The sequence below is a fragment of the Paracoccus sphaerophysae genome (assembly GCF_000763805.1).
Lineage (GTDB): Bacteria > Pseudomonadota > Alphaproteobacteria > Rhodobacterales > Rhodobacteraceae > Paracoccus > Paracoccus sphaerophysae.
This window is the reverse complement of record NZ_JRKS01000078.1, coordinates 1-12,232: the sequence shown is the minus strand read 5'-3', so window position 1 is coordinate 12,232 and position 12,232 is coordinate 1. Positions and strand designations below refer to the sequence as shown.

Below are 12,232 nucleotides of genomic sequence, written 5' to 3'. Positions count from 1 at the left end.
GATCCTCACCTATCTGGCCGACATCACCGTGAACGGGCACCCCGAGACCGCCGGCCGCCCGCGCCTCGGCCGGGCGCGGGCGGCCGGCGGTCTCGGGGTGCCCGTTCACGGTGATGTCGGCCAGATAGGTGAGGATCCGCGTCGCCCGGTCCTTGCGGGGGGTGAAGTCGAACAGCTCGGGCGTGGTGTCGATGAACTTGGTCGTCGCCGTGTCGGACAGGAAGGTCGGGTGCTTCAGCAGGTTGATGACGAAGTCGATGTTGGTCGACACGCCCCGCACCCGGAACTCGCGCAGGGCCCGGTCCATGCGGCGGATCGCGGCGTCCGGGGTCTGCGCCCAGGCGGTGACCTTGACCAGCAGCGAATCGTAGAACCTGGTGATGACCGCGCCGGCGTAAGCCGTGCCGCCGTCCAGCCGGATGCCGTTGCCGGTCGCCGTGCGATAGGCGGTGATCCGGCCGTAATCGGGGATGAAGTTGTTCTGCGGGTCCTCGGTCGTCACCCGGCACTGGATCGCGTGGCCCGACAGGGTGACCGCCTCTTGCGACGGCGCGCCGGTCGCCTCGGCCAGCGTCGCGCCCTCGGCGATGCGGATCTGGGCCTGGACGATGTCGATGCCGGTGACTTCCTCGGTGACGGTGTGTTCCACCTGCACCCGCGGGTTGACCTCGATGAAATAGAAGGCGCCCGAGTCGATGTCCTGCAGGAACTCGACAGTGCCGGCGTTGCGATAGCCGACCGCGCGCCCGATCCTCAGCGCCAGCCCGCAGACCTCGGCCCGCTGCGCGTCGCTGAGATAGGGGGCGGGGGCGCGTTCCACGACCTTCTGGTTGCGCCGCTGCACGGTGCAGTCGCGTTCGTAAAGATGGTAAAGCCCCCCGTGGCTGTCCCCCAGCAGCTGCACCTCGACATGGCGGGCGCGCTGGATCATCTTTTCCAGATAGCCCTCGCCATTCCCAAAGGCCGCCTCGGCCTCGCGCCGCCCCTCGCGGATCTTCTCGGCCAGCTCGGCCTCGGACGCGATCGGGCGCATCCCGCGCCCGCCGCCGCCCCAGCTGGCCTTCAGCATCAGCGGATAGCCGATCTGGGCCGCCTGCGCGGCGATGGCGTCCATGTCGTCGCCCAGCACCTCGGTCGCCGGGATCACCGGGACGCCCGCCGCGACCGCCACCCGGCGCGCCGACGCCTTGTCCCCCAGCGCGCGCATCGTCTCGGCCGTCGGGCCGATGAAGGCGATGCCCGCGGCGGTGCAGGCATCCACGAAATCGGGGTTCTCCGACAGCAGCCCATAGCCCGGATGGATCGCATCGGCGCCGCTGGCCCTGGCCACGCGGATGATCTCGGGGATCGAGAGATAGGCCGCGACCGGGCCCATCCCCTCGCCGATCCGATATGCCTCGTCCGCCTTGAAGCGGTGCAGGCCCAGCTTGTCCTCCTCGGCATAGACGGCGACGGTGCGCTTGCCCATCTCGTTGGCGGCGCGCAGCACGCGGATGGCGATTTCGCCCCGGTTGGCGACAAGGATCTTCTGGAACATCGGCACCCCCATTTCGGCTGCGGCGACCCTTGCGCAGGGGCGAGGGGAGCGCAAGGGACGGATGCGTCGCCGTGGCGGCACCCTAGCGACGGGCGGCAAAGAACCCGCGCAGCAGCGCCTGCGATTCGGCGGCGGCGATGCCGTCATAGACCTGCGGCCGGTGATGGCATTGCGGGTGGTCGAAGACCCGCGCCCCGTGCGCCACCCCGCCCATGCGCGGGTCGGGGGCGCCGTAATACAGCGTCGCGATCCGGGCGGCGCTGATCGCGGCGGCACACATCGGGCAGGGTTCCAGCGTCACCCACAGCACATGGCCCGGCAGCCGTTCCGACCCCGCGGCGGCGCAGGCGGCGCGGATCGTCAGGATCTCGGCATGGGCGGTCGGGTCCGACAGCTCGCGCGTGCGGTTGCCGGCGGTGGCCACGACCTGGCCCTGCGGGTCGCACAGCACGGCGCCCACCGGCACCTCGCCGCGGGCGGCGGCGGCGCGGGCCTCGGTCAGGGCGTCATCCATCCGGCTGGTGAACATGGGGGCAGGGGATGCCCTGCCGCGGCGTCCCGCGCAAGAACCGCTTTCGATTCGGCCCCGTTGGGCGTATCAAGGCCGCTTGCCACCGCAGCGATGCGCAGGAGAGATCGCCATGACCGACAATACCCCCGACAATTCCCCCGAGACCGACCAGACGCCGGAGAATACCCCCGCGGACGCGCCCGAGCAGGCCCCCGAGGACGCGCCGGTCGCCGATACTGCCGAGACCGAGGCGGAATACGCCGAGATCTACGGCGCCGAGGCCGAGGCAACCGAGGCCCCCGAGGACGACACCCCCGAGACGCCCGAGGATGACGCGCCGGAAACCCCCGCCCGTGCCTCGGGCGAGCGCATCGCCAAGATGATGGCCCGCGCTGGCGTCGCCAGCCGCCGCGAGGCGGAACGCATGATCGTCGAGGGCCGGGTGACGGTGAACGGCGACAAGATCACCTCGCCGGCGCTGGACATCCTGCCCTCGGACAAGGTCCGGATCGACGGCACGCCGATGGACGCGCCGCAGGAAACCCGGCTGTGGCTGTATTACAAGCCGGTCGGGCTTGTGACCTCGGAGGCCGACGAAAAGGGCCGCCAGACGGTCTTCGACGCGCTGCCCCGCGACCTGCCGCGGGTGATGAGCGTGGGCCGGCTGGACCTCAACTCCGAAGGGCTGCTGCTGCTGACCAATGACGGCGAGCTGAAGCGGCGGCTGGAGCTGCCCTCGACCGGCTGGCTGCGCCGCTATCGGGTGCGGGTGAACGGCAACCCCAGCGACCTGACCTTTGCGCCGCTGCGCCGCGGTGCGGTGATCGACGGCGAGGAATTCGCCCCGATGGAGGTCAAGCTGGACAGCCAGAAGGGCGCCAACGCCTGGCTGACGGTCGGCATCCGCGAGGGCAAGAACCGCGAGATCCGCCGCGCGATGGCCCATGTCGGGCTGATCGTGAACCGGCTGATCCGCATCGGCTATGGCCCCTTCAAGCTGATCGGGATGGAGGCGAACGAGGTCCGCGAGGTCAAGCGCCGCATCCTGCGCGACCAGCTGGGCGGGCTGCTGACCGGCGAGGACGAGGCCGACGAGGGCGCCCGCCGCCCGGCCCGTGGCGGGCCGGACAAGCCCCGCGGGCCGCGCCGCGATGATCGCGACGGCGCGGGCTTCGACCGCAAGCCGCGCGGACCGCGAGGCGAGGGCGAGGAGCGCCGCGAATGGACGCCCCGCCCGCCGCGTGGCGAAGGGGATTCCGGCTTCGACCGCAAGCCGCGCGGCCCACGGCGCGAGGGCGAGGAGCGCCGCGAATGGACGCCGCGCCCGCCGCGTGGCGAAGGGGATTCGGGTTTCGACCGCAAGCCGCGCGGCCCACGGCGCGAGGGCGAGGAGCGGCGGGAATGGACGCCGCGGCAACCTCGGAGCGAGGGCGATGGAGGCTTGGACCGCAAGCCGCGTGCACCGCGGCCAGAAGGTGGCGCTGAGCGCAAGCCCTATGGCGCGCGGCGCGACGACGAGGGGACCGCCGCGCGCAAGCCGCGCTGGAGCCGCGACGACCGCAGCGCCCCGCGCCCGGCGCGCGACGAGGGCGATACCTCGGCCCGGCGCAGCTATCCGCGGCGGGACCGCGACGAGGGCGATACCCGCCCGCCCCGCTCGGGCGAGGGGTTCGACCGCAAGCCGCGCGCGCCGCGCCCCGAGGGGGGCGAGCGGACTGGCGGCGGACCGCGGCGCGGCCCCGGCGCGGACCGCTTTGCCGGCGGTGCCGGCAAGACCGCGGCACGGCCGGACAAGCCCTATCGGTCGCGCTCGGCCGACGCCCCCGAGAAGCCCTACCGTCCGCGCTCGGCCGACGGCCCGGACAAGCCCTATCGGTCGCGCTCTGCGGACGGCCCCGAGAAGCCCTACCGTCCCCGCTCTGCCGATGGCCCCGCAAAGCCCTCTCGGCCCCGGTCGGGCGTCGGTCCCGAGAAACCCTACGGTCCCCGTTCTGGCGACGGACCCACCAAGCCGTATCGCGCCCGCTCGGACGGGCCGGGCAAGCCCCGGGATGATCGCGGCGCGCCGGGCAAGACCGGCGGCAGCCGGCGTCCGGATGGGCCGCAAGGCCGCGACGGCTACGGATCAGGCGACCGGCCGCGGGGCGGGCCGGGCAAGGGTGGCGGCGCCGGTTCTGGCGGTCCCCGTTCTGGCGGCCCCCGTTCGGGCGGTGCCGGGTCACGCGGGCCGCGTCTTGGCGGGCCCGGCACGGGGCCGAGGACTCCGCGCGGGTCCAAGTGAACGACGGCCGGGTGGCGTCCCCCGACGCCGTCCGGCGATTCGGCCGATGGCCGTGGGTCCGGGGTGGCAGCATGTGCGGGCCGTGCCCGTCAGGTTCCCCCAACCGCGCAGATTTCCCCGGGTTTTGCGATCACTTTACCGGCAGACGGCCCGAAATGTCGTCTTGGGGCAACAAATCGTTGACCTCTGCGCCGCGTGGGAACCGGCTGTCCCATAAGGTGTTGGCGAATATGCAACAGTTGCTTTCGACCCGTAGCAGGCCCGCTTGGTCCGGCTTTCCAACATCGGGGAGTTGTGCAATTGTCGCCTCGATGCTGTCGGGTTACCGGCAGACTTCAAAATAGTACGGAGCATGATCATGACCAAATTCGCTACCTTCGCCCTGGCCCTCGGCCTGTCCGCTTCGACCGCTCTGGCCGGTGGCTATGTCGCCCCGGTCGTTGACGTCGAGCCCGTCGTTGTCGACACCCGTCCGGCGTCGACCAACGCTGGCCTGGTTGTCCCCGCCCTGCTGCTGCTGGGCGTCATCGCCGCCGTGGCGTCGGACGACGACGACAGCGAGTAATCGCACCTACATCGGTACCGATGAGGGGCCAGTCGAAAGACTGGCCCCTTTTCGTTGCACCGTGCCGCGTCCAGGCGCGCATGAAAAAGCCCGCCGGAAGCGGCGGGCCCCTGTCGGTCTCAGGCGGGCGGGTCAGTTCCGCAGCACCTGGATGGTGATGTAGCCCAAGCCCGGCCCGGCCCACTGCCGCGAGACGCCCGCGCCGGGCAGGTAGCTGTTCTGGAAGCGGATGCCGTGGCCGGCGCAATCCTCGACCATCACCCCGGGCTTGGGTCCCGGCCCGATCTGGCAGGTGAAGTCGATGGGCCGCTCCAGCCCGTCGCCGCTGTAATAGCGCATCACTCGCCGGGCGGTGCCGGACCGGCGCGCGGCGACCAGCGCGGCGCTCTGCGCTGCCTCGGCCACGGACAGGTCGTGACCCAGCCCGCGCGTCCCGCTCAGCATGAAGCCGCGCAAGATCACCGCCTGCTCGTTCATGGTCATGAAGGTGCGCATCCCGTTGTTCTCGCCGGTCATGGCAAGCACCTGGGTCGTGCCCATCGATTCCAGCGCCGCCAGGATCAGCGGGCCGGGGTTCACCGCCAGCGCCTCGGCGGCCATCGCCTGCGGGTCCGTCGGGGCGGCCGGCTGCGCGGTCCTGGCGCGCCCCGCCGTCACTTGCGCCAGCGCGGTGCGGGCGATGCCCAGCGCCGAGGGCCCCTCGTCGGCCGGGTTGCCCTTGCTGGAACAGCCGGCGGCCAGGGTGGCGATCAGCGCCGCGGTCGCGCCGTGTCGGATTGCGCGGATCATCGCCAGAACCTCCCCCAGCCGTCATACATTTTCGTCGAGTGGCTGTCGCGGATCGTTTCGTAAAGCCGCCCGTCCACCCGCAGGCGCTGGCCGCCATCGCGGGTCAGCGAGTTGAGGTCGCCGCGCGCCATCCGCCTGGTCGGCGTGCCCAGCGCCCAGGCCAGCGGCGCGCGTATGGTGATGCCCTTGTCAAAGCTGCCCTCGCCGAATTCCTCGGCGCTGAGGTCGGTCTTGGTCGCATAGGCGCCGATCGACCAGCCATTGGCGAATTCGCGGGTCAGTGTCACCGTGGCGCCGTTGTCGCCGGCCAGATACTTGCCGACGTCCAGCTGGCCCACGAAGCCGCCGCCGAACTCATAATAGGCCGAGACATGGCCGGTGGTGACCTCGTAATTGAGGAACTCGAAATTGTCGCGGTAGTCGCGCTTTTTCACCCGATTGACCTCGGCCCCCAGGGCGAGACGCGAGTTGACCGGCTTCCACAGCACCTCGGCCGAGACGCCGCCATACATGTTTTCCAGCAGGCCCACGGTGACGCGGGAATAGACCGTCGACGTCGGGCGCGCGTTCCAGTTCAGCGTCAGCTCGGGGATCCGCGGCCTGGTGTTGCCCGCATACATCCGCGAATCCGACCGGACGCGATAGACGCCGTTGTTGTCGGCGATGATCTCGTCATCCGTCATCGCCAGATATTCGTCCACTGTCAGCTTGCCCGGCGCCTTCTGGTCGGCGTTGCCGGCAAGGCGCTGGCGGACCGCGGCCTGTAACGTCAGACCCGGCGTGATCTCGTAGCGGGCCGATGCCTCGGCGCCGACCTCGATCCGGGCGGGAGAATCGGGGTCGAAGAGACCGAGCGTCGCATAGGGCTTCAGCGCCCAGCTGAACCGCGGCGCGATGCCCGGCGACCGGACCAGCCCGGCCGGGCGCGGATCGGCGTCGGTCAGCACCGCGGCGTTGGCGATCTGGCCGGCCTCGGTATTCTCCAGCCGCTCGACATCGGACCGGCGCATGGTCACGGACGAGGTGGGCATGCCGCCCTCGACCGAGGTCACGACCAGCGTTTCGACCGAGGGCGGCAGCGCCCGGGTCATCAGCCGCGCGGTGCGGCCCACGGCCTCGGCGTGCTGGATATAGCGGTTGTTGCGAATCCGGACCTCGGCGCGGTTGGCGGTCAGCACCATCGATTCCAGCGTCTGGCCCTCCTTGGCCAGCGCGTCGCCCAGCGCCTTCTGGATCGCCGGCTGTGCGGTTGGATCGCCGGCCCAGACGCCCGACCAGCCATCGGGATCGGCCGAGGGGGCCGCGCGCAGCCGCACCGGCGCCGGGCCCTTCTCCAGCCCCGAGGGATAGGGCGACTGGCGCGGGTTCAGCGTCATGCTGGCCTGGATGCCGAAATGCTTGCCGCCCAGCACATAGCCGCCGATCTGGTAGTTCTGCCCGGCTTGCCAGCTGAACCCCAGGTTCAGGTTGTTCTTCAGCGGGTCCTTGTCCGACAGCCAGACGCTGCGGGCGCAGTTCTCGGCGTCGCCGGTTTCGCAGGCATAGTCGTCGCCGGAATACTCGGCCAGCAAGGTCAGCTTGTCGGTGGCCTTCCACGACACGCCCAGGAACGGCGCGACCTCGCCCTTGAACCACTGGTCGGTGTTCAGCGTGCCGCCCTCGCCTTCATCCGGCGCGCCGCGGTCGCCGAAGGGCGAGCCGAGCCCGCCCGAGGAGGCGAGGCGCCCCCACCCCAGACCGGCCGACACCCGCAGCCGCGAGGTCACGGTCTTGCTGGCGACGACGTATTCCGAGGAATAGAAGCCGGTGCCCACCGCATCCTGCAGCCCGACCGCGACCGACGGGCGCCAGCTGCCGGGGGTCTCGTCCAGCAGCAGCACGCGGATGTCGAACGAGCGGTCGCGGACATAGCCGCGCTCTTGCTCGGTGCTGTCGAACTTGCCATAGCGCAGCGCCACCGACACCCGCGGCAGGACCTGGAAGCTCAGGCCCGTGCGGTTGCCCAGCTCGTTCCACGACAGCGCCGCGCCCAGAGTCGCGTCGGGCATCGCCTCGGCGGTGGGGGTGTCGATGATGCCGGGCAGGCCATAGCGGTTGATGACCTGGCCGATCATCGGGTCGGCCAGCGCGGCTGTCGGACCCGCGGTGACCGGGATCAGCGTCATCGCCGCAACCGGGATGGCCGTTGCCAGCAGGCGGCGGGTCGTGGGGGTGAGGCGGCGCGACGTCATGCGGGGCTGTCCTTTGCGGTCTGGCCGGATCGCCCGAGAGGGACGCAAGCTGCGCCGGCGGGCAGAGGTCGGGATCGGGCGAACGGGCCGCCCGCAGCAGGTCACGGTGCCGGGCGCGCCGGCGGGGGGTCCGGCTGGGCGACCTGCGTCCAGCCGGGAAGGCGTCACGCCTTGGGCTTGGCCGCCGGCGCAGCGGCGGCCGCGGCCTCGGCCGCAGCGCCCGCACCGGGCGAGGCGCAGCCGGCATAGGTCTTGCCGTTGGCGCGCAGCGTCGCGGTCATCGGCTGGCCGCCGCAATCCTCGCCACGGATGTTCAGCGCAAAAGCCGCGTCGTTCAGCGTGCCGACATACTCGACGCCCTTGGCATAGGCGAGCCGCTGGACCTTGACCGTGGCGGCCTTGGCGCCCGGCCGTTCAAAGCGGACGCTGCCGCCGCTGACGGTGGCGGTCCAGCCCTCGCCGCCGGCGAGGTAGCTGGCGGTGTTCAGCGTCTCGGCATCCGCCGTGGCGACCTTGACGCGGTCGCCCGCGACCTCGAGCGGCTGCTGCGTGGGCGAGGCGCCGGTCGGTTCCGGGATCGCGGGCTTGGGCGGCGCCGTGGGCGCGGGGGCCGCGGCCACGACCGGCGCGGGCTTGTCCCAGGGCATGCGAAAGTCCTTCATCGCCTGTTCGTCGCAGGCGGCCAGCGCCAGCGGCAGCGCCAGAAGGGTAAGGCGAGCGTTCATCTGTTCGGATCCTGTCCCGGTTCTCGTTCTTTTGATGACAGCCTTACGGCACCGACCCCCGCCAAGACAAGCATTGCCGGGCGTTTCAGCCGTGATCCGGCGCGGTTCCGCCATCAACAGTTCGGGACATTCACCGCCAGCCCGCCCAGCGAGGTCTCCTTGTATTTCTCGCTCATGTCCTGGCCGGTCTGGCGCATCGTCTCGATGGCCGCATCCAGCGGCACCAGGTGGGTGCCGTCGCCGCGCAGCGACAGGCTGGCGGCGCTGACCGCCTTGATCGCGCCCAAGCCGTTGCGTTCGATGCAGGGCACCTGCACCAGCCCGCGCACCGGGTCGCAGGTCATGCCGAGGTGATGTTCCAGCGCGATCTCGGCGGCGTTCTCGACCTGCTCGGGCGTGCCGCCCAGCACCGCCGCCAGCCCCGCCGCGGCCATCGCGCTGGCGCTGCCGACCTCGGCCTGACAGCCGCACTCGGCCCCGGAAATCGAGGCGTTGTGCTTAATGAGCCCGCCCACCGCCGCCGCGGTCAGCAGGAACTTGTCCAGCTGCGCGATGCTGGCGCCCGGGACATGATCCAGCCAGTAGCGGATCACCGCCGGCACCACGCCGGCGGCGCCATTCGTCGGGGCTGTGACGACCTGCCCGCCGGCGGCGTTTTCCTCGTTCACCGCCATCGCATAGGCCGAGAGCCAGTCGTTGACGACATGCGGGGGGGCGAGGTTCATGCCGCGTTCGGCCAGCAGCGACTGGTGCACCCCATGCGCGCGGCGCCTGACGTTCAGCCCCCCGGGCAGCGTGCCCTGTCCGGCCAGTCCGCGATCCATGCAGTCGCGCATCACCTGCCAGATCCGGTCCAGCCCGGCACGGATCTCGGCGTCGCTGCGGCGGGTGCGTTCGTTGGCGCGCTTCATCGCGGCGATGGACTTGCCCGACTCGGCCGCCATCTCCAGCATCTCGGCCGCGGTGGCGAAGGGATAGGGCACCGCGGCGGCGGCGTCGCTGCGCCGGTCGCCGGCACGCTCGGCCAGTTCCGCCTCGGTCAGCACGAAGCCGCCCCCGATGGAATAATAGGTCTCGCGCGAGATCACGTCGCCCTGCGCGTCGGTCGCCATCAGGACCATGCCGTTGGCATGGCCGGGCAGGGGGCGGTCATAGTCGAAGATCAGGTCACGCTCGGGATCGAAGGCCAGATCGCCCAGCCCCTCGGGCGAGACGGTCCGGGTCGCGGCGATCCGCGCAAGCGCGGCCTCGGCCTCGGCCAGATCCATCGTGTCGGGGGTAAAGCCCGCAAAGCCCAGCACCACGGCGCGGTCGGTGGCGTGGCCCTTGCCGGTAAAGGCGAGGCTGCCGTGCAGGGTGGCCCGCAGGCCGCGGGGGCGGAAGGGCGCGGCGCGCAGGCTGTCCAGGAACCGCGCCGCGGCGACCATCGGCCCCATGGTGTGGGACGAGGACGGCCCGATGCCGACCTTGAAGAGATCGAAGACCGACAGGAACATGCGGGTGCGCCCTTGGCTTGCGGACAGTCGGGACAGCCTAGGCGCCGCCGCGGCGCCCGCCAAGCGGCTCGTGCCGTTGCGTCGCAAATCTGCGGCGTCACTGTCGCCATTTGCCTGCTGCCCAGAAATTGGGCATAAAGGTGCCATCCGCGGCAGGCAGCCCCGTCGCTGTCCCCGGCACCCCCGCCGGGACGGGGTCGCGGCTTTTGCCCCGCCCCTGACAGGTCCAAGTGCATCCCATGACGAACGCTTCCGCCCGCCGCCCGATCACGCTTGGCGCCGCCACGCTGGACCCGCCGGTGTTCCTGGCGCCGATGGCCGGCATCACCGACCTGCCGTTCCGCCGCGCCGTGGCGCGCCAGGCGGGCGGCCGGGGGGCCGGGCTGGTGGTCAGCGAGATGGTCGCCTCGACCGAGATGGTGACGCCCCGGCCCTCGACCCGCGCCGCCGTCCGGGCCAAGGCGATGGTCGAGGAGAACGGCGTCCCGGTCAGCGTCCAGATCGCCGGGCGCGAGGCCGGGCCAGTGGCCGAGACCGCGCGGATCGTGGCCGACATGGGCGCCGCGATCATCGACATCAACATGGGCTGCCCCGCCCGCAAGGTCACCGGCGGGCTGTCCGGGGCGGCGCTGATGCGCGAACCCGACCGCGCGCTGGCGCTGATCGAGGCGGTGGTGGCGGCGGTGCCGGACCTGCCGGTGACGCTGAAGATGCGGCTGGGCTGGGACGAGGAGTGCCTGAACGCGCCCGACCTCGCCCGCCGGGCCCGGGATGCGGGGGTGCGGATGATCGTCGTCCACGGCCGCACCCGGGCGCAGTTCTATACCGGCCGCGCCGACTGGGCGGCGATCCGCGCGGTGCGGGCGGCGGTGCCGGACCTGCCGCTGATCGCCAATGGCGACGTGCTGGACGCGGCGAGCGCCCGGCGGGCCGAGGCGCTGTCGGGCGCCGATGCGGTGATGGTCGGCCGCGGCGCCCAGGGCGCGCCCTGGCGGCTGGCGCAGATCGCGCATGAGCTGCACGGCACGCCGGCGCCGGTCGTGCCGCAGGGCGCGGCGCTGGCCGAGGCGGTCGCGGCCCATCACGACGACATCCTGTCCCATTACGGGCGCGACCTGGGGCTGCGCGTCGCGCGCAAGCACCTGGGCTGGTATGCCGACGCGGCGGGTCTGCCTGACCTGCGGGCGGCGCGGGCGGCGCTGATGGCGGCGGCGTCGCCCGCGGCCGCGGCGGCGGCGATCCGCGCGGTGTTTTCCGGCGCGCCTGGCGCGCGGGAGGCGGCATGATGGCGCGGCCGGCCGGCCCCGATCGGCGCCACGCCGAGACCGTGCGCCGCCCGCGGCCGCCGGCGGATGGCCCCGATCCCGCGCGCGATGCCGCCCCGCTTGCCGCCGCCGCCCCGCTTGCCGCCCCTGTCCCCGACCCGCTTGCCGCTCCCGCCGCTGACCCGGCCGAGGTGCTGTCGGCGCTGCCGCTGCCGGTGGCGAGCTTCGATGCGCAGGGCCGCTGGACCGGGCTGAACGAGGCCGCCGAGCATTGGCTGAACCTGTCGGCGCGATCGGTCGCCGGGCATGCCGCCGACGATCCCGCCCTGCTGTCCCGGCTGCGGGTGTCGCCCGAGCTGGCGCCCTTGCTGGCCGCGACGGCGGCGTCCGAGGAACCGGCCCTGCATCCGCGCATCGTCTTTGAAATCTCGGACCGCGCCGGCGGCTGGGGCAGGCGCAAGGCGGCGCTGAACCTGGCGCCCCTGCCCGGGGGCGGGACGGTGATGGTGATCCGCCCCGATGGTCACGGCCCGTCCCCCCGCCACGGCGTCCGCAGCGCCATCGGCATGGCCGAGATGCTGGCGCACGAGATCAAGAACCCGGTCGCCGGAATCCGCGGCGCCGCCCAGCTGCTGGCCGAGGGGCTCAACGCCGAGGACCGCGAGCTGACCGACCTCATCGTCGCCGAAAGCCGCCGCATCGTGGCGCTGCTGGACCAGGTGGAACGCTTTGGCGACACCACTGCGCCGCAGCGCCGCGCGGTCAACATCCACGACATCCTTGACCGCGCCCGGCGCAGCATCGACCTGGGCGGGGTCGGGCAAGGTGGGGT

10 protein-coding genes are annotated in these 12,232 nt (G+C 72.1%); 4 read left to right on the top strand and 6 right to left on the bottom strand.

Annotated features, from left to right (window positions below):
* The coding region (locus IC63_RS14995; protein WP_156965516.1) for an ATP-binding protein at window positions 1-1,543 on the bottom strand (1,543 nt) is incomplete at its 3' end.
* Window positions 1,544-1,619: 76 nt separating this feature from the next.
* A complete protein-coding gene (locus IC63_RS14990) occupies window positions 1,620-2,066 on the bottom strand; it encodes a nucleoside deaminase (RefSeq protein ID WP_036721842.1) in 447 nt (148 codons plus the stop codon).
* A gap of 112 nt (window positions 2,067-2,178) precedes the next feature.
* Here IC63_RS14990 and IC63_RS19200 point away from each other — a divergent pair, with 112 nt between their 5' ends.
* Together IC63_RS19200 and IC63_RS14980 are read left to right on the top strand one after the other, a co-directional pair.
* Window positions 2,179-4,329 carry a pseudouridine synthase gene (locus IC63_RS19200; protein ID WP_198026344.1) on the top strand — a complete coding sequence of 717 codons (2,151 nt, stop codon included), beginning with the start codon at window positions 2,179-2,181 and terminating at the stop codon, window positions 4,327-4,329.
* Window positions 4,330-4,687: 358 nt separating this feature from the next.
* On the top strand, window positions 4,688-4,894 hold the full coding sequence (locus IC63_RS14980) for a hypothetical protein (protein ID WP_408633586.1): 207 nt from the start codon (window positions 4,688-4,690) through the stop codon (window positions 4,892-4,894).
* 132 nt (window positions 4,895-5,026) lie between these two features.
* On the opposite strand, the gene IC63_RS14975 is transcribed toward IC63_RS14980, so the two are convergent.
* From IC63_RS14975 to IC63_RS14960, 4 genes are all read right to left on the bottom strand, one after another.
* A complete protein-coding gene (locus IC63_RS14975; protein WP_036721836.1) occupies window positions 5,027-5,683 on the bottom strand; it encodes a YjbF family lipoprotein in 657 nt (218 codons plus the stop codon).
* Window positions 5,680-7,914, bottom strand: coding sequence for a YjbH domain-containing protein (locus IC63_RS14970; RefSeq protein WP_036721833.1), 2,235 nt, complete (start codon window positions 7,912-7,914; stop codon window positions 5,680-5,682). Before IC63_RS14970 ends, IC63_RS14975 begins: the two co-directional genes overlap by 4 nt.
* 164 nt (window positions 7,915-8,078) lie before the next feature.
* Window positions 8,079-8,639, bottom strand: coding sequence for a hypothetical protein (locus IC63_RS14965; RefSeq protein WP_036721830.1), 561 nt, complete (start codon window positions 8,637-8,639; stop codon window positions 8,079-8,081).
* Between the two features lie 113 nt (window positions 8,640-8,752).
* Entirely contained in the window at window positions 8,753-10,135 is a 1,383-nt protein-coding gene (locus tag IC63_RS14960; RefSeq protein WP_036721828.1) for an L-serine ammonia-lyase, read from the bottom strand.
* 239 nt (window positions 10,136-10,374) lie between these two features.
* On the opposite strand from IC63_RS14960, the gene dusB reads away from it, so the two are divergent.
* Window positions 10,375-11,421 (top strand): tRNA dihydrouridine synthase DusB, encoded by a 1,047-nt coding sequence (dusB, locus tag IC63_RS14955; protein WP_036721826.1) that lies wholly within the window; start codon window positions 10,375-10,377, stop codon window positions 11,419-11,421.
* The coding region (locus IC63_RS14950) for a histidine kinase dimerization/phospho-acceptor domain-containing protein (protein ID WP_332257829.1) at window positions 11,418-12,232 on the top strand (815 nt) is incomplete at its 3' end. The genes dusB and IC63_RS14950, both read left to right, overlap by 4 nt.